Annotated in this window: 26 protein-coding genes; 16 read left to right on the top strand and 10 right to left on the bottom strand. The window is 69.4% G+C overall.

Going from position 1 to position 26,035, the window contains the following annotated elements:
• Positions 1-36: 36 nt before the first annotated feature.
• Both G4D83_RS31320 and G4D83_RS31315 read left to right on the top strand, forming a co-directional pair.
• Entirely contained in the window at positions 37-708 is a 672-nt protein-coding gene (locus G4D83_RS31320; protein ID WP_163868533.1) for a cytochrome c oxidase subunit 3, read from the top strand.
• Positions 705-1,709 (top strand): c-type cytochrome, encoded by a 1,005-nt coding sequence (locus G4D83_RS31315; RefSeq protein ID WP_163868532.1) that lies wholly within the window; start codon positions 705-707, stop codon positions 1,707-1,709. The genes G4D83_RS31320 and G4D83_RS31315 overlap by 4 nt, the downstream gene beginning before the upstream one ends.
• On the opposite strand, the gene G4D83_RS31310 is transcribed toward G4D83_RS31315, so the two are convergent.
• Complete coding sequence (locus G4D83_RS31310; protein ID WP_163868531.1) at positions 1,678-2,478, bottom strand: acyl-CoA desaturase; 801 nt, start codon at positions 2,476-2,478, stop codon at positions 1,678-1,680. The genes G4D83_RS31315 and G4D83_RS31310 overlap by 32 nt on opposite strands.
• A 296-nt stretch (positions 2,479-2,774) precedes the next feature.
• Between G4D83_RS31310 and G4D83_RS31305 the strand changes: the two genes are divergently transcribed.
• Together G4D83_RS31305 and G4D83_RS31300 are read left to right on the top strand one after the other, a co-directional pair.
• Positions 2,775-4,208, top strand: a complete 1,434-nt coding sequence (locus G4D83_RS31305; protein WP_163868530.1) for a hypothetical protein — start codon at positions 2,775-2,777, stop codon at positions 4,206-4,208.
• Between the two features lie 135 nt (positions 4,209-4,343).
• Positions 4,344-4,769 (top strand): nuclear transport factor 2 family protein, encoded by a 426-nt coding sequence (locus tag G4D83_RS31300; protein ID WP_163868529.1) that lies wholly within the window; start codon positions 4,344-4,346, stop codon positions 4,767-4,769.
• Between the two features lie 6 nt (positions 4,770-4,775).
• Here G4D83_RS31300 and G4D83_RS31295 read toward each other — a convergent pair whose 3' ends face one another.
• Positions 4,776-6,623 carry a sensor histidine kinase gene (locus tag G4D83_RS31295; protein WP_163868528.1) on the bottom strand — a complete coding sequence of 616 codons (1,848 nt, stop codon included), beginning with the start codon at positions 6,621-6,623 and terminating at the stop codon, positions 4,776-4,778.
• Positions 6,624-7,122: 499 nt separating this feature from the next.
• On the opposite strand from G4D83_RS31295, the gene G4D83_RS31290 reads away from it, so the two are divergent.
• From G4D83_RS31290 to G4D83_RS31270, 5 genes are all read left to right on the top strand, one after another.
• On the top strand, positions 7,123-7,773 hold the full coding sequence (locus tag G4D83_RS31290; protein ID WP_163868527.1) for a hypothetical protein: 651 nt from the start codon (positions 7,123-7,125) through the stop codon (positions 7,771-7,773).
• A 62-nt stretch (positions 7,774-7,835) separates the two neighbouring features.
• Positions 7,836-8,414, top strand: a complete 579-nt coding sequence (locus G4D83_RS31285) for a YceI family protein (RefSeq protein WP_163868526.1) — start codon at positions 7,836-7,838, stop codon at positions 8,412-8,414.
• Entirely contained in the window at positions 8,411-9,217 is an 807-nt protein-coding gene (locus G4D83_RS31280; RefSeq protein ID WP_163868525.1) for a Rieske 2Fe-2S domain-containing protein, read from the top strand. The genes G4D83_RS31285 and G4D83_RS31280 overlap by 4 nt, the downstream gene beginning before the upstream one ends.
• A gap of 223 nt (positions 9,218-9,440) precedes the next feature.
• Positions 9,441-9,866, top strand: a complete 426-nt coding sequence (locus G4D83_RS31275) for a LysR substrate-binding domain-containing protein (RefSeq protein WP_205522758.1) — start codon at positions 9,441-9,443, stop codon at positions 9,864-9,866.
• A 32-nt stretch (positions 9,867-9,898) separates the two neighbouring features.
• The gene (locus G4D83_RS31270; protein WP_240356786.1) at positions 9,899-10,573 is read left to right on the top strand and encodes a hypothetical protein; all 675 of its coding nucleotides are present in this window, start codon (positions 9,899-9,901) and stop codon (positions 10,571-10,573) included.
• Positions 10,574-10,591: 18 nt separating this feature from the next.
• Here the strand turns inward: G4D83_RS31270 and G4D83_RS31265 are convergent, their stop codons facing one another.
• The 4 genes from G4D83_RS31265 to G4D83_RS31250 all read right to left on the bottom strand — a co-directional run bounded on the left by G4D83_RS31265 (position 10,592) and on the right by G4D83_RS31250 (position 13,750).
• Positions 10,592-11,782 carry a CBS domain-containing protein gene (locus G4D83_RS31265; protein WP_240356784.1) on the bottom strand — a complete coding sequence of 397 codons (1,191 nt, stop codon included), beginning with the start codon at positions 11,780-11,782 and terminating at the stop codon, positions 10,592-10,594.
• Between the two features lie 336 nt (positions 11,783-12,118).
• Positions 12,119-12,292: a hypothetical protein gene (locus tag G4D83_RS31260; RefSeq protein WP_163868523.1), complete on the bottom strand. Its 174-nt coding sequence runs from the start codon at positions 12,290-12,292 to the stop codon at positions 12,119-12,121.
• A gap of 324 nt (positions 12,293-12,616) precedes the next feature.
• Positions 12,617-13,300, bottom strand: a complete 684-nt coding sequence (locus G4D83_RS31255; RefSeq protein ID WP_163868522.1) for a hypothetical protein — start codon at positions 13,298-13,300, stop codon at positions 12,617-12,619.
• A 138-nt stretch (positions 13,301-13,438) separates the two neighbouring features.
• Complete coding sequence (locus G4D83_RS31250; protein WP_163868521.1) at positions 13,439-13,750, bottom strand: hypothetical protein; 312 nt, start codon at positions 13,748-13,750, stop codon at positions 13,439-13,441.
• 140 nt (positions 13,751-13,890) lie between these two features.
• Here G4D83_RS31250 and G4D83_RS31245 point away from each other — a divergent pair, with 140 nt between their 5' ends.
• Together G4D83_RS31245 and G4D83_RS31240 are read left to right on the top strand one after the other, a co-directional pair.
• Entirely contained in the window at positions 13,891-14,844 is a 954-nt protein-coding gene (locus G4D83_RS31245; protein WP_205522757.1) for a TFIIB-type zinc ribbon-containing protein, read from the top strand.
• Positions 14,841-15,812 (top strand): TFIIB-type zinc ribbon-containing protein, encoded by a 972-nt coding sequence (locus G4D83_RS31240; protein WP_163868520.1) that lies wholly within the window; start codon positions 14,841-14,843, stop codon positions 15,810-15,812. Before G4D83_RS31245 ends, G4D83_RS31240 begins: the two co-directional genes overlap by 4 nt.
• Before the next feature lie 115 nt (positions 15,813-15,927).
• Here G4D83_RS31240 and G4D83_RS46970 read toward each other — a convergent pair whose 3' ends face one another.
• Positions 15,928-17,523, bottom strand: coding sequence for a serine/threonine protein kinase (locus G4D83_RS46970; RefSeq protein ID WP_275902402.1), 1,596 nt, complete (start codon positions 17,521-17,523; stop codon positions 15,928-15,930).
• 144 nt (positions 17,524-17,667) lie between these two features.
• Entirely contained in the window at positions 17,668-18,834 is a 1,167-nt protein-coding gene (locus tag G4D83_RS31230) for a serine/threonine-protein kinase (RefSeq protein WP_163868519.1), read from the bottom strand.
• 230 nt (positions 18,835-19,064) lie between these two features.
• Between G4D83_RS31230 and G4D83_RS31225 the strand changes: the two genes are divergently transcribed.
• From G4D83_RS31225 to G4D83_RS31205, 5 genes are all read left to right on the top strand, one after another.
• A complete protein-coding gene (locus G4D83_RS31225; RefSeq protein WP_163868518.1) occupies positions 19,065-19,436 on the top strand; it encodes a helix-turn-helix domain-containing protein in 372 nt (123 codons plus the stop codon).
• Positions 19,437-19,510: 74 nt separating this feature from the next.
• Complete coding sequence (locus G4D83_RS31220; protein ID WP_163868517.1) at positions 19,511-19,960, top strand: helix-turn-helix domain-containing protein; 450 nt, start codon at positions 19,511-19,513, stop codon at positions 19,958-19,960.
• A gap of 155 nt (positions 19,961-20,115) precedes the next feature.
• Positions 20,116-20,493 (top strand): response regulator, encoded by a 378-nt coding sequence (locus tag G4D83_RS31215; RefSeq protein WP_163868516.1) that lies wholly within the window; start codon positions 20,116-20,118, stop codon positions 20,491-20,493.
• On the top strand, positions 20,490-23,045 hold the full coding sequence (locus G4D83_RS31210; protein WP_163868515.1) for a response regulator: 2,556 nt from the start codon (positions 20,490-20,492) through the stop codon (positions 23,043-23,045). Before G4D83_RS31215 ends, G4D83_RS31210 begins: the two co-directional genes overlap by 4 nt.
• On the top strand, positions 23,042-25,069 hold the full coding sequence (locus G4D83_RS31205) for a response regulator (RefSeq protein WP_163868514.1): 2,028 nt from the start codon (positions 23,042-23,044) through the stop codon (positions 25,067-25,069). Before G4D83_RS31210 ends, G4D83_RS31205 begins: the two co-directional genes overlap by 4 nt.
• Positions 25,070-25,078: 9 nt before the next feature.
• Here the strand turns inward: G4D83_RS31205 and G4D83_RS31200 are convergent, their stop codons facing one another.
• Positions 25,079-25,654, bottom strand: a complete 576-nt coding sequence (locus G4D83_RS31200; protein ID WP_163868513.1) for an imm11 family protein — start codon at positions 25,652-25,654, stop codon at positions 25,079-25,081.
• Positions 25,655-25,673: 19 nt separating this feature from the next.
• Positions 25,674-26,035, bottom strand: a 362-nt coding sequence (locus G4D83_RS31195) for an AHH domain-containing protein (RefSeq protein WP_205522756.1), incomplete at its 5' end; no start/stop codon positions are given.

Genomic DNA, 26,035 nt, shown 5'->3' with positions numbered 1-26,035 from the left:
CATGTCGAGCACTGCGCGCGGCCCGAGGTGTGCCACATGAGCGTGGAGCGCAACCCGGTGGAGGACGAGTCGCAGACGCGCACCGACTCCAATCCGCTCTCGATGTCTCGCGCCCTCGGCATGAAGCCGCTGCCTTTCGTGAGCGACGCCAGCGCGGAGCCCTCTCCACACGGAGCGAGCACGTCGTCCGCTGTCGAGGGCACGCTGTGGCTCGGCACGGTGCTGGGGCTCGCCGCGTGGTCGATGTTCTTCGCCTCGCTCGTCTTCGCGGTGGGCTGGTATCGGATGCGCGAGCCGTGGCCCCCGCTCCCCGTGTCCCTGTTGGGCCTGGGCCTCACCGGGCTCCTGCTCCTCGCGGGGAGCGCCGTGCTCCACCTCGGCCTTCAGCGGCGCGAGTCACCATGGCCCGCGCGATGTGCCCTGGTCCTGGGGCTGGGCTTCCTCGCGCTCCAGGCGACGTGGACGCACCAGGCCTGGTGGACCGAGCACGTGCGCATCCCCGAAGGCGGCGTTTCAGCCTCGGCGTTCCACGGGCTCACGGCGCTGCATGCGCTGCATGTGCTCGGGGTGATTTTCGGTCTCTTCCTCGTCTGCTGGCGCCACGCGCGCGGCGCGGACGTGCGAGCCTCACTGCGACGTCACGTGCTCGGCTGGCACTTCGTGACGGCGATGTGGGTGCTCCTCTTCGTGGCGGTGTACCTCCCATGACGAATCCTCGCGGAACCTCTCGTGTCAGCACCACGCGGGCACTGATGGTGCTGTTGCCTCTCGTGTTCGCGGGCTGTCGCTCGAAGAGCGCCCCCACCTTCGAGCCCCTGAAGCTCGCGGACGGCCGTGTCATCCCAGCGGAGACGCTGACGCGCGGGCACTCGGTGTACACGTACTACTGCGCGTCCTGTCACGGCGAGCAGGGCGACGGCCAGGGCCCCGCGGGGCGTGGGATGCGGCCCGTGCCGCGCAGCTTCCGTCAGGGCCTCTTCAAGTTCGGAGGCGTCGCCGTCGGCGAGCTGCCCCCGGATGAGGCCTTGAAGCGCACGCTGCGTCGAGGCCTGCACGGCACGCCGATGTTCGCGTGGGACGTTCCCGACGCGGACCTGGAGGCGGTGCTCCAGTACGTGAAGACCTTCAGCCCGCGCTGGAAGGAAGAAGTCCCCGGCAAGCCCCTGGCCCTGTCACCCGACCCGTGGCGCGGGCGCGACGCGGAGGCCATCGAGCGAGGCCGTGTCGCCTACCACGTCTCGGGCGCGGGGAACGCCGGGTGCTCGAGTTGCCACGTCGCGTACCTGCCGCGCGCGGAGCTGGCCGCGCTGCTGAAGAAGGCACTCGGCCGCGACGTGGACCTGTCCAAGATGGACCCGTACACGGCCCTGGCCCGCGAGTCGGACCACCCCGTGGCGGTGGACGCGAAGGGCGAGCCCACGAAGACGGAGAAGGTTCTGCCCCCGGACTTCCTCTTCCAACCACTGCGCACGGTGTGGCCGGTGGGCGAGACGGTGGACGGCACCCCGTACACAGCCGAGCGCCAGCGCGAGGACCTCTACCGAGTCATCTCCTCGGGCGTGGGAGGCGCGGCGATGCCCACGTGGAAGGGCGCCATCCCCGAGGAGAACCTGTGGGCGCTCGCGTACTACGTGCAGACGCTCGTCGTGCTGCGAGACACGGACGCGGCCGATGAGCTCAAGTCCCGACTGCGAGGCTCGACTCAGTGAGCCGTGCCCGAGGGGCCAGGGGCGTCACGTGCGCTTCTTCCACGGGCTCGCGAGCGAGCCGGATGAGCTTCAGTCGGGACAAGAGCCGCATCACCTGCCACGTGGGGTCCAACTCGAAGCGTCGCGCGGCGAAGTCGGGGCTCGCGGGCCGGGCGTGATGGTTGTTCTGGAACAGCTCGCCCATGCAGACCACGTCCATGGGCAGCGTGTTGCGTGACGCGTCCCGGGTCGCGAAGTTGCGATAGCCGGCGCGGTGGCCGAACCAGTTGACGATGGCGCCGTGCACCGGCCCCATCACGAAGTGCGCGGGCAGGAGCGCCCAGTGCCACGGGCGCGTGGCGAAGCGCCGATAGAACAGCGTGTAGAGCGCGCCGAAGGTGACGCGCGAAGGCCAGCTGTTGAAGAACTTCTCCAGCGCGGGCCACTGCGGATAGCCCCCGAGGAAGCGTGCTTCCGGCTGGATGCGCCGTGCGAGCAGTCCCTCGTAGCGCCGTGCCGTGTTGAGCATCATTCGCGCCGGATTCTTCTGGTGCGCGGGCGAGTGCGGGTCCTTCTCGGTGTCGGCGTACGCGTGGTGCTCGCGGTGCAGGATGGCGTAGGCGCGCGGGTCCAGGTAGCTGGAGCCCTGCACCAGCGCGGTGCACAGGTGAAGGGCTCGCTCGGTGCGAGGCCGCATCGTGTACATGCGATGCGCGGCGTAGCGGTGCTGGAACAGGCTCTGGAAGAGCACGCTCAGCGTCCAGTGTGAGGCGAAGAAAAGATAGACCATACCGGCTCAACCTCCGGGCATGTCATCGCCCTGTCAGGCCTGTCCCGAAGCGAAGCCGCGAGCCTTCATTCCGCGGAGGGAACAGGAGTCCGTGCAGCGGGTCGGTCGCACCCGTGAGGCCGCACGCGGAACGACGAAAGACCAGGCGATGGAGCGAGCAAGGCACGTCCACCTCGGGAGATTCCACGTCCCGGACTCGCGATGCTCCGTGAGGGAGCGCGAGTCCTCGTGTCTCGGAGCGTGGGGTTGGTGTGTCGGATGCAGTGGGGCCGGCGGTTCCTTCCGGAGAGCACCCCATGTCCCGAATCGAAGCCCCTGGCGGCACGCCCCTGTCCCTCGACACCGTTCCCGACGCGGTGCCCACGCCGCCGCCCACGCCGGCTCCGCGCGAGCGCAACGAGGTGAGCGCCTACGGAGGGAGCGTCTCCTCGGGACGCGAGCCCTCGCGAGGCTCGGCCACCCCACCGGCGGTCACGGGTCCGAGCGTGTCGGCCGGAGAGCTGGCGGCCCTGGGCGGCAAGCTGCGCGCCCCTCGCGCGGAGGTCCCCTCGGACGTGGCGTCGGAAATCCAGTCGCGGCTGACGCGGAGCCTCGGAGATTGGACCGTCAGCGACACCGACGTGAAGACGGTGCAAGCGTTGCTCGGCCAGCTCCCTCCCGCGGCCTACCGGGCGACGTTGGAGTGGATGGAGCGCGGGGGACTCTTGAAGACGTTCCTCTCGGAGCAGGACCCCGGCGCCCGCGAGGCCTTCCTGAAGCAGGCCGAGTCGCAGGGTGTCCTCCAACGACTCCCGGGAGAGCCCGCCTCGGGGCCGCTGGGCTACCCGGGCAAGCCTGGGTTCCTCCGGGACGAGTCTTCGCTGCCGGAGTCCCTTCGTCACGCGGTGAGGGAGCACGCCGTCTCCGCGGGCGGGGCCTTCCACGCGGCCCACGCTGCGTACCTGGGGCGGTACGTGAAGGCCGTGGAGGGAGCGGGGAGCCTGACGGAGCTGCGCAAGCTCGGAGCGCCCAGGGACGCGCGGCTGCCGGACTCGGTGCTGGGGTTGGAACGGAGGGACCCCGAGCGGGAGTCCCTCGCGAAGCAGTGGCGGCAGGCGGTGGGGACGCCCGTGTCCACGGCGTGGGTCTACCAGGCGGTCAACGCGAAGCAGCGGGAGCTGCTCGGAGAGCGCACGGGAGGCACCCTCGCGTTGAAGGGCAAGGCGGAGCTGACCCAGGGCAACCTCAAGCTGGGGGGCGATGCGCAGGTCGACTCGCGCGGCAAGGTGGACCTCAAGGCCTCCAGCGGCGTGGAGCTGAAGGGCGGGCCGATGGGCCTGAAGGTGATGCGGGACACGAAGGGGAAGCTCCAGTCCGAGGTGAAGCTCGACCTGGGGCTCGTCAAGGTGAGCCAGGCCTCTGACGGAGAGCTGAAGGTCTCACTCGGCGTGGGCAAGCATGCCGGCAGCTACACGACGCTCAACCTGGAGGAGGCGCGGTTCGGCGGAGGCGTCTTCGCCCAGGTGGAGGAGGCAGGGAACAAGGCGGAGGTGCGGCTGGGGTTCGACCTGCAGGGGCTGACGGCGAAGCGCGCGAAGGAGTCCGTGGACCGCGAGCACGTGGGCCTCTTCGACGAGCCTCCCGAGCTGGGACGCGGCCTGTCCTGGGAGGCGCTGCCGGAGTCGAAGCGGGAGCGGTACGCCCGGAACGGTTGGAATCGCGAGGAGTGGACCCGGGTACAGGGGCCCTGAGCGCCACCGCACGGACGGCCCTCCTGGCGCCACCCCGTCGAGCAAGGGAGCAGGCCGCGAACGAGGCATGGCGGCCCCTCCATGCCCACCCTTTTGCCGGAAGCGTCCCTTCATTTCAGTCGAGTGAGGCAGCGGATGGCGATGGAGCGAGCTCAGCGGTTCGTGGAGGCATTGTCGAGGTTGGAGGAGAGCGGCGACCTGGAGGGCCTCATCGAGCTCTTCAGCGACGACGCTCAGGTGAGCAACGTGGCCTCGTCCCACGTCTTCTCCGGACGGGAGGGCGCGGGGCATTTCTGGCGCGAGTACAAGTCCACGCTGCGCCAGGTGAAGTCCACCTTCCGCAACATGATTGAGGCCGGCGACCGGGTGGCGCTGGAGTGGGAGTCGCATGGCACCGCGCACAACGGCGCGGCCGTGGCCTACGAGGGTGTCTCCATCCTCGAATGGGACGGCGAGCACATCCGCCGCTTCTACGCGTACTTCGACCCGCACGCCCTGGGCTCCGCGCTGGTGAACGACACCGCGAAGCGCTCGGAGGTCCCCGCCACCGCGCCGGCGTGACGGCTGTCAGGGGGGCTCGGGCGTCCGGGGCAGCTCCACCGTGACGGTGGTGCCCAGCCCGGGCGAGCTCTCCAGGTGGATGTGCCCGCCATGGGCCTCCACCACCTGCCGGGAGAACCACAGCCCCAGGCCGAAGCCGCCGTAGTGCCGCAGCGGCACCGCGCGGCCGAAGCGCTGGAAGAGGTGCGCGAGCTGCTCGGCGGGGATGCCGATGCCCCTGTCCTTCACCACCAGCCGCGCGAGGTCTCCGGGGATGCAGTTGACCTCCAACTCCACGGGCCGCCCCAGGCCGTACTTGAGGGCGTTGGACACCAGGTGCGTCACCATTCCCACCACGCGCGAGTGGTCCCACCGCCCGGGCACCGCGCCGGTGGCGTGCAGGAAGAGCGTGGCGCCCACCCGCTCGCGCTCCTCCGTGAAGCGCGTCATCACCTCGCGGCACACGTCCACCAGGTCCACCGGCTCCGGCGTGAGGTGCAGGCGGCCCTCGGACAGGTGGGCCACCTCCAGCAGCTCGCGCACCAGCCGCCCCAGCCGGTCCACCTGCTGCACGGCGGACGTGGTGCGCTCGCGCACGTCGCCGTCGGAGGACATGCGCCGCAGCCGGGAGAGCTGGAGCTTGAGGGCCGTCAGCGGCGTGTTCAGCTCGTGGCTGGCGATGGCGAGGAACTCGTCGCGCAACTGGAGCGCCTGCTGCGTCTGGTGGAACAGGTGCGCGTTCTGCACGGCGGCGCTCGCGCGGCGGGCCAGCTCCACCGCGAGCGCCAGGTCCTCCTCGGTGTGGTGACGGCCGGACAGGCCATGGCCCAGCGTCAGCGCGCCGAGCACGCCCTCGGGCGTCTCCAGCGGCACGGACAGCCACGAGGTGGGGGCCAGGGCGCGCAGCAGGGCGAGCTGCTCCGGGCCGCACGCGGTGGCCTCCACCCAGGCCGCGTCGATGTCGGGGTGGAAGGAGGGCAGGCCGCTGGCGAGCGAGCAGATGGGCGTGCCAGGGCGCTCGGGCGGGTGCCAGCGGCTGGCGGCGAGCATGCCCGCGCACTCCGGCGTGGCGGCATGGAAGGTGCGGCGCACCTCATGGTCCGGCCCGAGCACGTCGATGATGCAGAAGTCACCCAGCGTGGGCACCAGCCCCAGGGCCACGCCGCGCAGGGTGTGGCCCAAATCGAGTGACGTCGCGAGCACCGCGGTGGCGTGTTGGAGCAGCCCCACGCGCTCCACCTGGGTGCGCTCGGCGGCGAGCAGCCGGGCCCGCTCCAGGGCCATGGTGGCCTGCTGCGCGAGCATGTCGATGAAGGCGCGCTCCTCTGCGTCGAAGTCGTGCGCGCGGCCCCAGATGAAGGCCAGGCAGCCCACCGTCCTGTCCCGCGCGAAGAGGGGGAGGCAGGCGATGGACACGTCGCCGCTCTCGGGGCGTGCGGCCTCGGCGGCCTCCGGGAAGCGCTCGGCCATGGAGGCCAGGTCGGTTATCCACAGGTGGGCGCGGGTGCTCACGGCCACGGCGACGGGCACGTGGGCGGCGTCCACGGGGACATGGGTGAAGGCGGCTTCGATTGCGGGCGGACAGCGCACGGTGTGAACCATCTCCATGGCCGTGCCCGTCGCGTTCATCAGGTAGAGCGCCCCCGTCTGCGCCTCCAGGGTGCGCACGGCCTCCACGACGACGGCGCGGGCGACGTCCTCGGGCGTGAGGGCGCCGGAGAGGGCCACGGTGAGGGACTGGAGGCTGCGCATGCGGGCGCTGGCGAGCTCGGCGCTGGCGCGGGCCCGGCGGTTCTCCGCCAGCAATTCGACCCCGGCCCCCTGTCCCTCGTCGGGTGGGGGCAAGCGGAGGCTGACGGACGAATGCTTCTCCATGAGCACTTCCCGATGGCGTAGATGACGCCGCGAGTCCCATGCACTGAAACGCATCCGAGGCCGGATTTCCGGCCCCGGAGGGATGAGTGTCCTGCGGCCGTCAGTCCCCCGCGTGGCCAGTGAACACACCGGCCGCCGACTTCCGACCCCGAGCCCGGAGGAAGGTGGCTGTCGGACAGAGCGCCCCACCTCTCATGCTGCTTCCTCTACGCGGAGTGTGGCGCTACCGTCCTGCCTGGGCCTCGGCGTCACTCCTCCGAGGTCATCACTGGCACGGAGGTTTCGTTCGGGTCCCTCACGCAGGTTGTCTCCTGACGCCTCCCCTCCTTCATCGCGTCCACGAACGCCCACCCCCTGGCCGGCTCCCGTTGCGGAAACTTCGCAATCGGTCCCGGGTTCTTCGTGAGTCACGCCAGCATGATGGACGCAGAGGACGCCCGACCCACCTGCCGCCCGTCCGCCTCGGCCGCCTGCCACGCGCCCTCACGGATACCCACTGATGAACCGTTTCGCCGCCGTCCTCGTCATCCTGTCCTTGTTGTCCACCACCACCGCTCGCGCCCAACAGAAGTCGCCTCCCAAGGACGCACCGAAGACGGAGGAGCCCGCCGAGAAGAAGCCCGCGGCGGAGGACCCCTCGCTGGACTTCGATTTGCTGGAGCCCGACGAGCTGACCGGCGCGGCCCAGGTGGACCCCGAGCTGCAAGCGCGGCTCGACCGCCGTCGCACCATGCTCAAGCTGCACCAGGGCCTGGGCTTCGCGTTGGCCGCGGGACTCGTCACCACGACGGTGATTGGTCAGCTCCAGTTCAACGACTCGTTCCGCGGTGGCGGTGATGACCGCAACCTGCTGGGCCTGCACCGCGGGTTCGCGGTGGGCACCTCCGTCGTCTTCGCCTCCGTCGGCTTGCTGGGCCTGCTGGCGCCCAAGCCCCTGGAGAAGGAGGAGTTCCAGTGGGACACCATCACCTTCCACAAAATCTTCATGTCCATCGCGACGGCGGGGATGCTGGCGCAGGTCATCCTCGGCATCATGGCGACGGACCGGTTTGGACGGCTGTCGGAGACGGACCTCGCCACCGCGCACCAGATCGTCGGCTACACCACCCTGGGCGCGGTGTCGGCGGGTGTCTTCACGCTGTTCTTCTGAATCTTTCCGCCCGGGTGCCGTTGGGCATCGGGTGGGCTGACTTCGATTTTCTGGAGATGGACATGATTGCTCGACGACTCGCGCTGCTCACCACCCTGCTTGTCTCCCTGCCTGCCCTGGCCCAGGGCACGGCGAAGACGTATGGGTTGAAGAAGGACGCCAGCACCCTCACGTACAGGCTCAATCACCCGGCGCACAAAGTCGTCGGCACGGCGAAGCCCATCGCGGGCAAGGCCAACCTGAAAGCGGACGGCACGCTGCAGGTGATGGTGGTCGCCAACGTGAAGGACTTCGACTCGGAAAACCAGAACCGCGACATCCACATGCAGGAAGTGACGGAGGTGGCCAAGTACCCCACCGTCGAGTTCAAGGGCGCGGCCACGGGCGTGACGCTGCCCACGACGTTCCCAGCCAAGGTTCCGGTGACGCTCAAGGGGCAGCTCGACTTCCACGGGGTGAAGCAGAAGGTGGAGGTGCCGGTGACGGTGCTGTTCAAGTCGGCCACCCAGGTGACGACGGAGGGCTCCTTCACCATCAGCCTGGAGGGCTACAAGATTGAGCGCCCCTCGCTGCTGATGGTGAAGGTGGACGACGAGCTCGTGCTGGAGCCCAAGCTGGTGTTCGAGGTGGAGGGGAAGTGAGCACGTCACGACGAGGTTTCTTGAAGGGCATCCTGGGCACGGGCGCGGCGGGCGCGGCGGCGACGGCGCTGCCGGGCTGCGCGCCGGACATCGACCCCGCGCCGGTGACGGACGTGACGGCCTCTGCCGAGGGTACGGTGTTGCTGAATGTGGCGCGCTATCCGGACCTGGAGCGCGTGGGCGGGGCCCTCACCGTGCGCGTGGCGGGCGAGGACCAGGACCTCCTGGTGACGCATGCGGCGCAGAACGACTTCTCCGTGTTGTCGTCGCTCTGTACGCACGCGGCCTGCCCGCTGGGCTTCGACGGCCGCGAGGTCGTCTGCCCGTGCCACCTGTCCAAGTTCAACCCGGCGGATGGCTCGGTGACGCAGCGGCCGGCCACGGTGGGGTTGCGCAAGTTCGCGTCGAGGTACAACGCGGGCACGCAGGTGCTGAGCATCGACCTGCGCGCCGGAGAGGATGGCTTCCCGACGGCCGTGGGCGGCGAGGTGCGCCTGCCCTTCGCGCAGTTCCCCACGCTGAGGGACAACGGCAGCGTGGTGGAGGGCGTCCCGGGTGGTTATGGCAAGCGCATCTTCGTCTTCCGGCTCGCGGACGGCTCGCTTTCCGCCGTGGACGGGCTGTGCACGCACCAGGCCTGTGAGGTGTCCTCGCGTCCGGCGGAGCAGGACCTCATCTGCTTCTGCCACAACTCCATCTTCACGGCGCAGGGGGATGTGGTGCAGGGCCCCGCGGTGCTGCCCCTGAAGAAGTTCACGGTGACCGAGACGACGGACGCGGTGGTGGTGACGGGCGTGCAGTAGGCCGCCGTGCCAGGTGGCCCTCTCCGGTGTCTCGAGAGGGTCGACGCGAGGGCCTCGGGGTTCCACGGACGTGGGACTCGCGAGGCCCTCGTTGTTTTTTGGGATGTCGGCGCCGGTGGGCCCTCTTGTCTCCCAGAGGGAATTCATGCCGACCAACCGGTTGTGTCAGAGGCTGTCCTGGCGACGTGGGGCCTGGGTGTAGGGCCTGCTGCTGGGGTTGCTGGTGTTGCCAGTGCCCGCGCGGGTGGAGGTCTCCGCCGTCGTCGCGTCGCCGGAGTACTTCCAGCGGCATCCAATGCCCAGGGTGCCACGGGACTTGAGGGGACTGCCGTGCATCCGGTTCCGGTTCTCCAGTGGGCTGTACTACCGCTGGGAGTTCGAGCGGGATGGTGAGGAGGTGCTCGTCGAGGCGGAGGGCCCGCTGACGCTGAATGACCAGGGGTTGATGGTGGACGCGGCGCTGGCGGGCGTGGGGCTCGCATATGTCTTCGAGGCGCAGGTGAAGCAGCTCCTGGAAGAGGGGCGGCTGGTGTGCGTGCTGGAGGACTGGTGCCCCGCGTATGCGGGGTTCTTCCTGTACTACCCGAGCCGGCGTCAGCTCCCCACGGCGCTGAGGGCCTTCCTCGACTTCGTCAAGGCTCCGGCTTGAGCAAGGGAGTGCGCGAGACTGAAGATGAAGGGATGTCGAGCGACTTCAAGCGGCGTGTGAAGGAGGCCTTCGCCTGGTGGGTGCCGCCCGAAGAGATCGCGCCGCCCGAAGTAGTGGCACTGTCCGAAGTGGTGGCTCCGCCGCGGAGGGGGAGCACGGTCCTCCCGGTGGACCTGACGGGAGCGCTGCCGCGCGACTTCAAGCAGCGTCTGGCGGAGACCATCGCCTGGTGCCTGCCGCGAGCCGAGGCGGCTCGGGCGGGAGACACGACGCGCACGGCGGAGCTGATGCCGCCGATCTGCGGCCATGACGGGGACACCCTCTTGTCGCTGCTTCACCGCTCGCCCGTGGCGAACGAGGAGGCAGTGGACTTCATCGTCGCGAGACGTCGCGAGGCGCTGGCGCGGATGAACATGCCGCTGCCTCCGCTCGGGGACCTCGCCGGTGGATGGGTGTTCGCGACGGATTTCAATACCGACATCTGTGGCGCCGCGACGGCGCCCTCGAATGGCTTCCTGGACGACTTCGACGTTCCTGGCTGGGACACGTGGTTCGCGCACCAGGGAACGGGAGAGCTTGGCGGCATCGTCTACGGATGGGTGCCGCCGGCCTTGCTCAAGCTGGCTGGCGACGGGTTCGACGTCATCCCTGTCTCGAGCGCGTGGTGGCTCAAGGAAGAGGGCCTGCGTCGCCTCATCGCTTCATGACGAGACGAGCGGAGGCCATCAGCGCAGCCGGGACCAGAAGGAGCGGCGTGAGGAGATGCGCTCCAGCGCGCGTTGAAGCTCCTCGTCGCCGTCGGCACGCTGGGCGATATCGCTCAATGTGACGATGCCGATGAGCCGGTCATCGCGCTCGACGACGGGGATGCGGCGAATCTGCTCACGGGCCATGAGGTCGACGAGGGTGTGAAGGTTCTCGTCGGGAGTGACGGCATGGATGGCATCGGTCATCACATCCATGGCACGCAGTTGCTCCGGGGGCTGCCCGCCCGAGAAGGCCTGGATGGCCAGGTCCCTGTCGGTGACAGTCCCTTCGAGTCGACCGTACTCGTTGACGATGGGGATGACGCCGCTGTCCTCGTCCTTCATCATCCGGGCGACATCGCGCAGGGAGCTGTCACGTCGCGCGGTGCGCACGTTGCGAGTCATCACATCGCGAGCGGTCAATGGCTCACGTTGCCACCGCAGCCGCTCGGCCGCGGCGATGGGCCCCATGCGGAAGTCCTGGCTGCGGTCCTCGCGAAGGTGGTCGGCGGTGCGAGTCCGTTCGTCGCGCGGGCGCACGTCCGAGCGCGCACGGTCCTCAGACGGCAGAGCCCTCCGGGGGCGAGCCTCGAAGGTGAACTCCTGACCCGCTGGCACTTCCCCGCGAGAGCGCTCTTCATCCCAATCCGTTCGTCGCGCCCCACGCACATCCTCACGAGAGCGCATCTCTTCACGAGAACGCGAATCCTCACGAGCACGCCGCTCCTCACGAGAGCGCATCTCTTCACGAGAACGCACATCCTCACGAGCCCGCATCTCCTCACGGGGACGCATCTCTTCACGAGCCCGCATCTCCTCACGAGAGCGCAGTTCCTCATGGGAACGCAGCTCACGCCGGGCCTGCTCCTCATCATCCCAGTCGGAGCCGCCGTACCCCGTGCGGTCCCACGCGCGGTAGTCCGCGGGCTGGGGCGACAGCTCCTGGTCCTGCGCCCCCATCCGCGCCCGAGGCCCCACACCCGTGGCATAGCGGTCATCCCGGTCATCGCGCCCGTACGGTCCGCCGCGCACCCCACCGCGCGCCCACTCCGCGCCACCCCGGTCCTCCACGTCCGTCCGGGGCTGTGCCATGCGCAGCGCTGCGGCCCGGTAGAAGCGTCCCTCGCGCACGGAAGGCGACTCGTCCCGCGCCGGGTTCCAGCCCGACACATCCGACTCCCCCCGCTCCCGTGAGCCCGGAGGCGCCGCCTCGGCCGGCCTCACTGGCTCCGAGCCCGACCCAGACCGAGGACTCCCCAGCTTCTCATCCCTGCCGTTGTCCAAGCTTCGATGCGCCATGCCGCGAAGGCTGGAGACGCCCCCAAGCCCTACCAACCAACACACGCACGCCAGTCACCCGGACTGTTCGCTCCCGGGCGCGAGCAGGCGTCAATCACCCACGAGCGAACATCCCCGCCGCCGCAAAGCCAACATGCCCGCGACGAAAAACGCGTGCCCTCTTAAGGAGGACACGCGCGGATACAGCGACACGTCGAACGGCACCTCTCAGCAGCAGGGGTCGTTCGTCTCTTCGCAACAGGCCAGCGTGGTGGAGACCTGGGGCTCCGTGCTCTGTGTCTCGGTGGAGGAGGTGGACGTCGCGGTCCCATCGCCTCCGTGGATGCGGGCGAGGTCCTTCACGAACAGCTCCTTCAAAGTCTTCACCTTGTGGCTCTTCATGATGTGTCTCCCGTCGAGGGGTGAAGCCGGCCGCCGAATCAACCGGCGACGTCAGCCTAGGCCCTGCCTCGGAGCACGGGAAGTGTCGCGAGTCACACGCCACTCCATGTCTCGACACTCACGCGGACACACTGAAATGTTCCAGCACTCCGCCCGCATGACACGGCGCGACGGGCCGCGTGTTCCTCGGTGAAGGCGTCTCGCGTCATCGCCCGGTGGCCTTCCAGGTGTCCGAGCGAGCACGTGTCAGCGCTCCTGCCGAGCGCCGTGCGCGCGCCTGAGTCCAGACGCCACCGAGTTACATGTCTGTCTTCAAGGGCGACGTCAGTGGACCGCCCAGCGCTCCGCGATTTCCTCGCAGGCGAGCACCACGTCGGTGAGCCGGCGGATGTGCGCGCGAGGCGCGGTGAAGATGGTGCCCGCGAACACATCCACCACCTGCACCATGCGGTGGTCGGACGGACCCAGCTGGCACAGGTGCTGCTCCGCGAAGCGCTGCAACATCGTCCCGATGTACTGCCCGGAGCGCTCGTCCAGCGGGTGGTGCTTGGAGAAGTAGAGCTTCATCAACCCCACGCGCGGGTTGCCGTGGCGGTCCATGCGCTGGAGCACGACTTCAGGGCGCACGCTGATGGTGACGCCCGCCATCTCCAGCACGGGAGGCTCGGCGCCCACGGCGCTGACGATGGTGTCCTCCAGCCCGAGCCACGGCACCACGTCCGCGAAGCGCTCCAGCGCTTCAGAGCAGAGGTGCAGCCGCTGCGCCTCGAACTCCGACTGCGGCACGCTGCAGGCGAAGCGGCGCTGGTGCTCGCGGAGGATGGCCGGGTCCAGGTCGCGACAGAGGAAGTCGGTAATCGCGTGAGACGCCTCGGGGTATCGCAGGTACTGCTGCTCGGGTGGATGCTTCTGGTCGTAGATGATGCGCTTGCGACGAGCAGGGGTCGCGATGAGGTACTCCCCCAACTTGTTCACGGACACACGTGGCAGCTCACGGACTTCCGCCATGGAGTTCCTCCCCCTGGATGCTGGCGAATGAGCACACAGTACAGAGGGGGGCTGACATTTCCGTCGAGGGCGTGAGTGATTGAAAACAGGGGCCTCACCGCGCGGGTAGGAAGTCGCGGCGAGGCCCCATGTCAGACGTCAGTCCTTCTCTTCCTCGAGGCTGCCGGGAAAGGCCGTCCAGTACAGGTCGGGCAGCGGGTTGGTGCCGGCGTCGCTGCGCGGGCCGTCGCCGTCGGGGATGTCGTCGAGGATGGCGCCCGGGGTCCGCTCCGTCGGGTCCATGGGTCGGGCACGACGCGGGCCCTCGTCGTCCTGACGCTGCTCGTCGTCCGGGGAGGTCTGGCGTGGGGTGTCTTCCGTTGGCTCCTCCTGGTGCCGGGGCCCGGTGGGGCGGCCGTAGAAGTCCTCGGCGGGTTGGGGAGCGGGCTGTCGTCGCTGGTCCTTCGCCATGGTGGAATCCTCCGCCTGGATACGGTCGTGACGGGGAATGCCTACGGCAACCCGGCTATCGTTCCCGGCTGGAGTCTGGAGGGCAGGCGAGCAGGCGCGGGGAGCGCATGCCCGCGCTTCCCGGGAGAAGGAGCGTGCCGATGGCCGTGGCGCATGACGAGCCGACCGCGACGTTGACGGGGCCCAGGCTCCACCTGGGGTGTCAGGCCTGCGGGGCAATGCTGGTGCTGGAGCCCGCGCTGCGCACCACGCGGTGTCCCTACTGCGCGGCGCCGGCGGTGGTGGAGCGGCCTCCGGAGCCCGGGGTACCGGAGCCCGCCTTCGCGCTGGGCTTCTCGCTGACGCACGAGGCGGCGAAGCAGAGCGTGTCCCGGTGGTTGCGCTCGCGCAGCCGCTTCTGTCGCTCCGGCATCCGGAGCGCGGAGCCGGGGGACGTGCACGGCATCTACGTGCCCGCGTTCCTCTACAGCGCGCTGGCGAAGTCGAGCTTCCGAGCGACCATCGGTGAGAACTATCAGGAGCAGGAAAGCTACACGACGACGGAGAACGGGAAGACGGTGAGGCGCACGCGCACGGTGACGCGCACCGAGTGGCGGCCCTTGCAGGGCGAGCTGGAGGGCTACGTGGCGGACGTGCTCGTCACGGCGTCCAATGGCTTGCGCAACGAGGAGCTGGAGGCGCTGGAGCCCTTCGACTTCCGAGCGCTCGCGCGCTACACGCCGGCGCTCGTCTCCGGGTGGGTGGCGGAGGAGCCGACGCTCACGCGGGAGGCCTGTCTGGAGGGTGCGCGTTCGGAAGTGGGCGAGCTCGTCTTGAAGCGGCTGGAGGGGTTGATGCCGGGGGACTCGCACCGGGACTTGAGCCACGACACGCGGCTGGATTGGGAGTCCCTGGACGTGTGTCTGTTGCCCGTCTGGGTGTTGCCGGTGCGGTACGCGGAAGGGGAGGCGCCGCTGCGAGTGCTCGTGAATGGGCAGACAGGGGAGGTGCATGGGGAGGCGCCCATCTCCACGTGGAAGGTGCTCATCGCGGTGCTGGTGGGGCTCCTGCTGGTGTTGGGTGTCGTGTTGTATGTGCGGGGAGGTGTCGGGTGAGCGAGGCCGCGCTGGTGGCGCCGTGTGCGCGGTGTGAATGCGAGCTGGAGGCGGATGACCTGCGGTGTCCCATCTGCGGGCTTTCGACGCCGGCCCCGGAGCGCGCGGTGGCGACGCGCGAGCAGGCGAAGGTGGTGCGCTGCGAGAGTTGTGGCGCGGCGGTGGAGTACTCCGTGGAGGCCAAGGCGCCACGGTGTGACTACTGCGGCGCGGTGACGCATGTGGAGATGACGGTGGACCCGGTGGACCAGGCGCAAGGGTGGCTGCCCTTCACCGTGGACCCGAACGCGGCGAACCAGGCGCTGGCGGGCTTCCTGGGACGCAAGGCCTTCTTCCGGCCGTCGGGGTTGGCGGAGGAGGCGGCGCTGGAGTCGATGAAGCCGATGTGGTGGCCGGCGTGGGTCTTCCAGGCGGGAGTGCAGGTGAGTTGGACGGCGGACTCGGATGCGGGCTCGGGTCGCTCGGATTGGGCGCCGCATGCGGGGCGCACGCGTCTGGACTTCACCAACATCCTGGTGCCGGCGTCGCGAGGGTTGAAGGTGGAGGAGTGCGACAAGCTCACGCCGCACTATCGGTTCGAGCTGGCGGCGGACGAGGGACGCGGGCCGGAGGAGGCCAGCGTGGAGCTCTTCGAGGCGACGCGCTCGGGAGCACGGAAGACGGTGCTGCGGGCGGTGGAGCGACTGGCAAGGGACCACGTCCAGGAGAGTGGGGACATCCCAGGGAGGCGCTTCCGCAACGTGCATGTTGCCGTGGCGCTCTCCAGCCTGCGCACCGCGCGGTGGGCGTTGCCCGTGTATGTGCTGGCCTATCGCTATCGAGGCAAGCCGTACCGCGTGCTGGTGCACGGGCAGGACGCCGAGGTGGTCTTCGGCGAGTCGCCCATCTCCGCGTGGCGGGTGCTGGGCGTCGTGGTCGCGGTGCTCGCCGTGCTGGTGGCGGTGCTGTTCTTCACGGGAGTGCTGTAGCGGAGGGAGACGGCTGGACCTCCAAGGTCCAGCCGGGGTGTCGCTCACGGCTCGGACGAGATCTAGTCCGAGGGTGTCGAGCTGGCTCCTGTCTTTGCGAGAGCGGCGCGAGGCTTTACGGCTCGGACGAGTCGTCATCCGAGGATGTCGAGCTGGCTCGCGATTCTTCGCCGCGAGAGGAGTCCTCGACCGGGACGTTGCCACGAGAGGCCACGTGGGCTGTTTTTTCGTCGCGAGAGGAGTCCTCGGTCGAGACGCGGGCACGAGAAGCCGCGTGGGCTGCCTCGTCATCGAGAGAGGAGTCATCGACCGAGAGTTTGCCGCTAGAAGCCCCGTGGGCCGTCTCCTCGTCGCGCGAAGCAACAACAGGCACCTCGTCGCCAGGTGAAGACGCGGTGGGCACGTCGTCCTCGCGCCTGGGCACCTCTCGCACGTGAGTCTCTCGCCGCCCGCCCGAATCCTCCGCGAACGAGCGAGTCACACCCCGCATCCCCGGCACACCGAACACCCGCGCCGCCTCCTCCGCCAACACCCCCGCTTCATCCACCTCCCCCGGCGCCGGTGCCCCCGCCACGCCCGGCTCCAGCGACACGGAGGCCTCCTCCGCCGTCAGGTCCTCTGGATGCAGGCCCCCTTCGAGCAGCTCCGCCTGGTTGCGCCGGCTCGTCGCCTCCGCCGCCACGCGGGCCACCTCCTCGGCCGTCGCATGCCGCCCGTGCCCCGGCGCATGCACACTCAGCCACCCCCTGAGCACGCCGCCCATCTCCTCCGCTGTCTGGAACCGGTCCGCGGGCTCACGCCGCAGCGCGCGCAGCACCACCGCCCCCAGTCCCTCCGGCACGTTCTCCACGAGCCGAGCCACCTGCGCCGCCTCCAGGCTCAGCATCCGCGCGGCCACCTCCTCCACCGGCATCCACGTCGGGCCCTGTGCCTCCAGCGAGAGCCCCGAGGGCAGCGGAGGAGGCACCTTGTCCTCCACCGAGAGCGGATGCCGCCCCGTCAGCAACTCCAGGAACACCAACCCCAGCGAGAAGATGTCCGAGCGCGCATCCACCGGCGCCCGCATCAGGGCCTCCGGTGACGCATACGCGATGTCACCCTTCACCAGCGGGCGACTGGTCTCCTCGCGCCCCTCCATCCGAGATGCGGCCACCGTGAAGTTCGTCAGCTTCACGTCCCCATGGGTCCCCACGCGGATGTTCCGGGGACTCACGTCGCGGTGGACGATGCCCAGCGGCCGGTTCCAGTCATCCACCGCCCCATGCGCGTGGTGGAGCGCGTCCGCCACCTCCGCCACCACGAATGCCGCCAGCGCCGCCGACACCGGCCTGCGCCGCATCGCCGTCAGGTTCAGCAACGTGTCCAGCGAGCGCCCCTCCACGTACTCCATCACCACGTGGGGCGCCCCCCGGTACAGCTTCATCTGGTGCACCTGGGCGATGTTGGGATGCTTGAAGCGGAACGTCAGGCTCACCTCCTCCACCAGCCTGCGCCGCTCCACGAAGGTGGCGGGGCTGCGCAGCCGCTTCACCACCACCAGTCCGCTCTGTCCGCCCCGGTAGCGCCGCCGCGCGAGCATCAGCAGCTCGCCGGTGGAGCGCACCTCCAGCTTGCGGACGAACTCGAACACCGTGCCGCCCACGTTGAACAGCACCCGGGGTCGGCGCGCTCCTCCGGGAAGATCCTCCGTCGTCGTGTCGGGCGTCGTCATGGCCTGCCTTTGAACCTGGGAAGTGGTTGGGTTGCTACAGGATGCCTGAGGTAACACGAAAGGCAACCCGCATGGAATGTCAGAGGTTGACTGACAAGCGGAAGACCTCTGGGATTGGATGCTCGGAGGGGACGGAGGCGAGCCTCAGTCGTCCCGCTTCCGCCACGGCCGCAGCGCGTCGCTCAGGACCCGCATCCGCCTGCGCAGCCAGGACCGCCAGGGGACGCCGGGCTCGGTGGGAGGCGTGCCCGGCGGACTGGTGTCGGAGCCGGCCCCGGCCCTGTCCTCCCGGCGCATCCACTGGCGAAACTCCCGAGCCTCCTCGTCTCCATCGAAGAGCGCCTCGTCCTCCTCGGTGATGGCCTCGTGGGGAGGACGGGGTGGGAACAGCGGCACGTCCCAGGTGCTGTCCGCCTGCTCCAGCGCCGCGCTCAGCGCCCCACACAGCTCCGCCCCCGTGGGGTAGCGGCCCACGGCGTGCTTGCTCAAGAGGCGCAGCACGATGGCATCCAGCACCGGAGGCACGCGCGGGTTGAGGACGGAGGGCGGCTTCAGCTCGGCGGACTCGATGCTGGCCAGCAGCGCGGACGGCGGCAGGTGGGCGCGGTAGGGAAAGCCGCCCGTCAGCACCTCATGGAAGACCAGGCCCAGCGAGTACAGGTCATCCGTGGGCACGAAGCGGTAGCGCGAGCCCGGAATTCGAGGCCCCATCCAGAAGCGCAGCGCCTCCGGACTGCGGTAGCTGGGCGTGCCCGGGGGCAGCCGGTCCTCCGTCAGCGTCGGCGCGCAGGCATGGTCCCCCGAGCCGAAGTCCACCACCACCGGCTGCCCGTCCGACGCGCGGATGATGATGTTGCTGCCCTTGAGGTCGCGGTGGACCACGCCCTCGCGGTGGATGGCGTCCAGCGTGAGGGCCAGCGAGGCGAACACCTCCGTGGCCCGGCGAGGCGTGGCCTGGGGGCTGTCCGCCCACCGCGACAGGGTGGGGCCCTCCACATAGTCCATGATGAGGTAGAGGTAGCCGCGGCGCACGTCCGGCCACCGCAGGTAGCCGAGCAGCTCCACCACGTTGGGATGGTCCAGGTGCATCAACAGCCGGGCCTCTCGCTGGGTGCGCGCATCCACCCGGGCCTCGTCGTCGTCCGAGGGGCCCTCCAGCGCGAACTTCAGCGCCACGGTGCCGCGCGTCTGCGTCTCCGCCAGATAGATGGCGCCATACCCGCCCGTGGCCAGCCTCTTGATGATGCGCAGGGCGCCCAGCTCCTCCGACGGCTGCAGGAGCAGCGGGTGTGTCGATTCGAGGTCGCTCATGGCCCCGTCCTCCCGCCGCCGACCCGACCCGCGTGAAGTGCGCGAGGTGATGGACCTTCAAGGTTGGATTCCCCTCGGAAAATTTCAAATTGAAAGTGCATGGGTTGCCTGTCGATTGAACCTTGGAGGTCATTAGCATGGCGGACGCCTTTTCGGGTAGTCTCGTGCCGTGTGGGGTAGGGTTCCGGACAGGTGACGTGGTAGGGAGACTTGCGAGAGGCGCGAGGACGATGAACGAGGAACTGGCCATCACCGTGGGCACGGCGGCGAGGGCGGCGAGGTCCCGGCTGGGACTGACCCAGGCGGACGTGGCCGAGCGGGTGGGCATCGCCATGGAGGTCTACAGCCGCATGGAGCGGGGCCGGGTGTTGCCCAGCGTCACCACGCTGCGGCGGCTGTGTCTGGTGTTGCGCATGGACGCCAACGCGCTGCTCGGCCTGTCGGAGGCGCCGCTGGTGGTGCCCGGGGCCCCGGTGGTGACGCGCGCCGAGGACCCGCCCGCCCTGCGCCGGCTGGTGAGGGCGCTGCGCGCGCTGGGGCCCGAGCAGCTCCGGGCCGTCGTCCAGTTGGTCCACGGCGCGCTGGGGCTCCTGCGCCGCTGAAGGTCCGCTGCCTGGGTGAGGGCGCGGGAAATGAACTTGCGCGAGGGTGCGGCCGTGCGACGCTCCCGGCCATCATGCGTGAGCCCGTCGACCACAAGCTCGCGGCCATCCTGGGAGGGGCGGCCCGAGTCGCCCGCCTGCGATTGGGCCTCACCCAGGGCGACGTGGCGGACAAAGTCGGCATGGCCATGGAGGTCTACAGCCGGCTGGAGCGCGGGAAGATGTTGCCCCGTGCTCAAACGCTGAAGCGGCTGTGTGACGCGCTCCAGGTCTCCTCGGATACGCTGCTGGGCGTGGGGCGCGGTGGTGCGTCCCTCACCCCCGTGTCCTCGCGCAAGCCCGAGCGGGAAGACCCGGTGGAGCTGCGGCGGATGACGCGCAAGCTGCGGGAGCTGGAGCCGTCCCAGCTTCGCGCCGTGTCGCGCGTGGTCAACGCCGTCGTCTCGGTGATGCCGCCCGTGGCGCCGCCGGCGAAGAAGCCCGTGCGCGCGGTGCGCCGCCGCAAGGCCAAGGCCACCGGCTAGGCGTCCCTCACGGGGCTGGGAATGCGATGGGGCCCGGTGTTGAATCCCGACCAGGGCTTCAGCCCGCCAGGGTCTTGGACGGACGTCCAGTGCCCGTGCACCCCGCACGTGAGATACCAAGCACCATTGGTGCATCGCATCCAGGAGGTCCGCCCATGACGACACTGCGCAAGGTGATGCTGGTGGACGACGAAGAGGACATCCGGGCCATCGGCAAGCTGAGCCTGAGCCGGGTGGGTGGCTGGGTGACGGTGCTGGCCGCGTCGGGCAACGAGGCGCTGACGAAGGCCGCGGAGGAGCAGCCGGACCTCATCCTGCTGGACGTCATGATGCCGGGCATGGATGGACCCACCACGTTCAACCGGCTGCGCGAGCAGGACGCGACGGCGCGCACGCCCATCATCTTCATGACGGCGAAGGTGCAGAAGCAGGAGGTCGCCCGCTATCTGGAGTTGGGCGCGGTGGGCGTCATCGGCAAGCCGTTCGACCCGATGACGCTGCCCAAGGAGATTCGCAAGCTGGTGCCGGAATGACGGGCTCCCGCCTGTCCAAGCGCTCGGTGGCGCTGGCGGTGGGGGCGCTGCTGGTGCTGTGTGGCCTGTTCGTGGTGGGCCGTCCGTGGGGGATGGCCGAGAGCGATGGGTACCGCACGCGGCTGCAGCAGTTGCGCCTGGCCAGCGCGGAGCTGGAGCAGGACGTGTTGCGTGCGCGACTGGGGCTGCCGGAGCTGCATGGCTCGGAGCTGTCCTCCTTCGAGGCGCTGAAGGCCCGCGCCCTGACGCTGCGCGACGTGCCGTCCTTCCTCTCCGAGGAGGAGCGCCGGGTGATGGCCTCCTCGCTGGAGGCATACCTGCGCGCGCTGGAGGACAACCGCGCGCTGCTCGTGCGCTCGCGAGAGGCGGCGGTCCGAGGCGAGCGGCGCGAGGCGGACGTGGCGGTGCAGGCGCTGCTGGAGCGCTCGGCCAGCGCGCAGGCGGAGCGGCTCGTCACCACGTTCCTCCAACTGCATGAGCGGGCGCAGTTGAGCAACGAGCGCTCGCGCGTCGTCTTCTTCGGGGTGTCGCTGGTGCTGGGGGCGTACGTGGTGGTGGTGCTGGTGCGGCTGTCGCGCGCGTCCGGCGAACTGGCCACGCTCAACGAGGTCCTGGAGAAGCGGGTGGAGGAGCGCGGCCAGGCGCTCTTGCTCGCGGGTCAGGAGCAGCGCACCACGGAGGCGCGCAAGGCGGCCATCCTGGAGGCGGCGCCGGACGGCATCCTGCTGGTGGACGAGGCGGGGCGACTGCTGGAGCTGAACCCCACGGCGGAGCACGTCTTCCGGCTGAAGGCGTCAGAAGCGGTGGGCCGGGACTTCCTGGCGCTGGCGTTGCCCGCATCGTTGCCCGCCGGCAAGCGCGAGGAGGTGGCGGCGGCGCTGCGCGAGACGTCGGGCCAGGCGACGCGGCTGGAGTCGCCGTGCCTGCGCGCGGACGGGAGCATGTTCCCCGCGGAGCTGACGCTGGCGCGGGTGCCGGGAGAGGGCCCGGCGCGCTTCACCGCCTTCGTGCGCGACATCACCGAGCGCAAGGAGGTGGAGCGGATGAAGAACGAGTTCGTCTCCACGGTGAGCCACGAGCTGCGCACGCCGCTGACGTCCATCCGGGGCTCGTTGGGGTTGTTGGAGGGCGGCATCGTCGGGGAGATGCCGGAGCAGGCGCTGGACATGGTGCGCATCGCCCGCTCCAACACGGAGCGCCTCATCCGCCTCATCAACGACATCCTCGATTTGGAGAAGATGGAAGCGGGGATGCTGGAGCTGAAGCTGGCCTCGGTGGAGGGGTTGGAGCTGGTGGAGGCGACGTTCAGCGGCCTGCGCGGCGTGGCGGACGCGGCGGGGGTGTCGCTGCGCGCGGTGGTGGAGGACGCGCCTCGGGTGAAGGGAGACCGGGACAGGCTCATCCAGGTGCTGACGAACCTCGTCTCCAACGCGGTGAAGTTCTCGCCCGGTGGCGCCGAGGTGGCGGTGCATGTGTGGATGGAGGCCCCGGGGCGGGTGCGCTTCAGCGTGGTGGACAAGGGACCGGGCATTCCCGAGGAGCAGCGGGGGCGGCTGTTCGCGCGCTTCCAGCAGCTCGACGGCTCGGACACGCGCTCCAAGGGAGGCACGGGATTGGGGCTGGCCATCTCCCAGGCCATCGTGAACCAGCACGGCGGCGGCATCGAGGTGGAGAGCGCGCCGGAGAAGGGCTCCACGTTCACCTTCACGCTGGACGCGGCGCGCTCGGTGTCGGGCTCGCATGCGGCGGTGGGCGCGGTGGTGAAGGACTCCACCCGTTACAACGTGCTGGTGGCGACGGCGGACGCGGAGCTGTCGGCGTTGCTGCGCGGGTTGCTGTCGCAAGAGGGTTACCGGGTGGTGCGGGCCGCGAGCCTGGCCGAGGCGGCGAAGGTCCTGGAGGAGACGCCGCCGGACGCCGTGGTGCTGGACACGCAGATGCCGGATGGGCAGGCGCTGGACTGGGTGAGGAGCCTGCGCGAGCAGCCGCGCACGCACGAGCTGCCGGTGCTGGCGGTGTCGGGGCGCTCGGCGGAGGGCGAGGGCGTGGGCACGCCCCTGTGGGTGGATTGGATGTCGCAGCCGCTGGAGGAGACGCGGCTGCTCAGCGCGCTGCGGCACGCGATGCGGCGGCCGGGGCAGGCGCGGGTGCTGGTGGTGGACGACGACGTGGCCACGCGGCGAGTCATCTGCGCGCGGCTGGAGCGGCTGGGGACGGTGCAGGTGTTCGAGGCGGCGGATGGGGAGAGCGCGGTGGAGCTGGCGCGCGAGACGCCGCCGGACCTCATCGTGTTGGACGTGGGGCTGCCAGGGCTGGACGGGTTCGAGGTGGTGGACATCCTGAGGCAGGGGCGGGGGCGGGCGACTCCGCTCATCGTGTTCACGGGACGGGACCTGTCGCGGGCGGACCAGCGGCAGTTGACGCTGGGGATTACGCGGCACTTGAGCAAGGCGCGCTCGTCGGAGGAGGAGCTGGTGGCCTCCGTGCGCGAGCTGCTGCATGAGCTGTTGTCCCGCAAGGACGGCGGCACGGGGAAGAGGGCTGCTTCATGAACGAGGCGAAGACGCTCCTGTTCCTGGAGGACGACAAGGACCTGCAGACGCTGGTCTGTGCGTTCCTTCGGGAGAAGGGCTTCCGGGTGGAGTCGGCGCGCACGGCGGCGGAGGCGCGCACGTTGCTCGCGAAGATGCCGGTGGACGCGGCCATCGTTGACGGGTTGTTGCCGGGGGTGACGGGGGCGGATTTCATCCGCGAGCTGCGCAAGACGCAGCCGGAGCTGCCGGTGTTGTTCGCGTCGGCGTTCTGGAAGGACTTGAAGAGCCACGAGCTGCTCACGCGGCAGTTGCGGGTGGCGCGCATCATCCACAAGCCCTACCGGCCGGAGGAGTTGTTCCTCTGGGTGAACCAGCTCTTCACCAAGGCGTTGCCGCCGCCGCCGCCCGGGCCTCGGGCGCTGGCGGACGTGGACCTGGTGCGCGACGAGCTGGCGGCGAGCCTGGTCGCGTTGAATCAGGAGTACGGCGCGCGGCTGAAGGACAAGGTGGGCGGGCTGGAGACGCTGCTGGGCGACGCGCGGGCGGGGAAGCGGGATGCTCTGGAGGAGGCGACCATCGTCGTCCACAAGCTGCATGGGACGGCGGGCAGCTATGGGTTCACGGAGGTGAGTCTTTCGGCGGGGCGGTTGGAGGACGTGCTGCGGTCGGCGAAGGACGCGGCGCGGATGGACTGGGGGCAGGTGGACGCGACGTTCCGGGAGCTGGCGAGGGCGGCGTCGGTGCCGGTGAAGCCCGTGGGCAAGCCGGCCCCCGCGGCGATGTTGCCGACGGAGGGGGTGCTGCTGGTGGTGGACGAGGACGCGCACGTGTTGGCGGAGGCGGAGCGGCTGGGGAAGGCGCACGTGGTGCGGGTGTTGCCGGCGCGCACGGCGAACGAGGCGGTGGCGGTGGCGAGCAAGCAGTGGGTGGATGGGGTGCTCATCCACATGCATCTGGGTGGCGAGATGGGAGGCATCCAGGCGGCGCACCAACTGCGGTCGGTGGAGGGGTTGGGCTCGTTGCCGTTGGGGTTCATGGAGGGGGAGGGAGGGTTGGAGGACCGGGTGGCGGCGGCGCATGCGGGGGCGTCGTTGTTCCTGCCGAGGCCCTTCACGGCGCAGGACTTCGCTGCGGCAGCGGAGCGGATGGTGGCGGCGCGGCGGCCGGAGCGGGCGCGGGTGTTGGTGGTGGACGACGACCCGGAGGCGATTGCGGCGTTGGTGCACTCGCTGGCGAGCGAGCAGATTGAGGTGGTGGGGTTGGGGGATGCGCACCAGTTGATGGAGGCGTTGGCGGAGCATCGGCCAGATTTATTGTTGTTGGACGTGCAGATGCCTGGGCCGAGCGGCTTTGATTTGTGTCGGATTCTGAGGTCGACGCCGGCGTGGCAGGAGCTGCCGGTGTTGTTGATAACGGCGCACCTGGGGTTGGAGTTCCGGCTGGCGGCGTTCCAGGCGGGGGCGGACGACTACATCTCCAAGCCGGTGTTGAAGGAGGAGTTGCGGGCGCGGGTGCAGGCGCGGCTGGAGCGGGCGCGGCTGTCGCGGGAGCGCTCGGAGCGGGATGCGTTGACGGGGTTGTTGTTGAGGCGGCCGTTCATCGAAGGTGTGCGTGCGCGCCTGTCGGAGGCGCAGCGTCAGCAGCGGCCGTTGGCGTTGTGTTTCCTGGATGTGGACCACTTCAAGCGGGTGAATGACAGGTACGGGCACCTGGCGGGAGACAGGGTGCTGACGCGGCTGGGGCGGTTGTTGGGGGCGCGCTTCCGGCGGGAGGACGTGCGAGGGCGGTGGGGAGGGGAGGAGTTCGTGGTGGGGTTGTTGGGGGAGACGAAGGAGAGCGCGAAGGCGATTCTGTCGCGGACGATGGCGGAGGTCGCGCAGATGACCTTCGACGGCGACGGAGGCGAGTCCTTCGGGATTACGGTGAGCGCCGGCATCGCCGAGGCGCCTGGAGACGGGGCGACGCTGGAGGAGCTGCTGCGCGCCGCGGATGCCCGGCTGAACCGGGCGAAGACGAACGGGCGCAACCGCATCGAGGTGTGAGCTATTGGCTCAGACCTCCTCGAACTTCGCCCCGGTGACTTTCGCTCGCTCCAGGGCCACCTTGATGTCCTCGGAGACGATGAGGGCAATGGACCACCCCCAGGTGCGGAACACCTTCGCACCGCCCACCTTCGTGGGGTCGATTCGCATCCCGTAGACGCTGCGGTACTGGCCGAGCTTGTCCGGCCGCTCGTCCTCGGGCTTCCAATACATTATCTCTTCCGAGGCTTCGTCATCGACGCACCGGATCAACTTTGTGGCGACGAGCACGACATGCTGTTCCGGGCGACCTTCGACATCGACGGGTATCAATTGCACATCATCGGGAGCCAGCTCCGCGAAGAGGTTGGCGACCCTGATGTGGACGATTGGAGCCTTGCCAACGCCTGCCGTGCAGTAGTCCAACCACCTCCCAGGCTCACGGATGGGAAACTTCAGGCGCCCCGCAGACTGGACGGGCTGCCCTTCGGCAAACTGCCAGATGTCCTCGACCTGGTTGCCCGTCTCATCCATCGGGTCTCCCAGGTACCAGTTCCCACCCTGCACGTCTTCTCTGAGCCTGAAGTATCGCGACGAATTCGGCATGGCGGGCTTCCTAGATTCCTTACGGGTCCCGAGTCAAAAGCCTGTGGATTTTGGTTCCTGGGGTCTGTGCTTCGCTGGCGAGCTTGCGTAGCTCCTCTGTGAGGGCCTTCCGGCAATCTTCCACCTTGCGGCACTTTCCCAAGGCCAGACTCAGTCGCTCTTCGACGTGCTCGTGATACTGTTGCGGATGCGGTCCCTTGTGGCCAGCGACTTTGACGATGTTCTCGGAGTCCTTCAGCTGCATCCCAGCCCTGGTGAACAACTCCCTGAATCTTGGCGTCCAGGGGCCACCGCGCGCGGCGGAGACATCGTTCTTGTTCGTGGCGATGTGATGATTCTCACTACGCCCTCTCCGGCTCGCCATGGCCACGGCGTTCGGGG

It is taken from the genome of Myxococcus eversor (assembly GCF_010894455.1).
In the GTDB taxonomy this organism is placed as follows: Bacteria; Myxococcota; Myxococcia; order Myxococcales; family Myxococcaceae; genus Myxococcus; species Myxococcus eversor.
The sequence above is the reverse complement of the archived record's forward strand: the minus strand, read 5'-3'. Positions and strand labels throughout refer to the sequence as shown.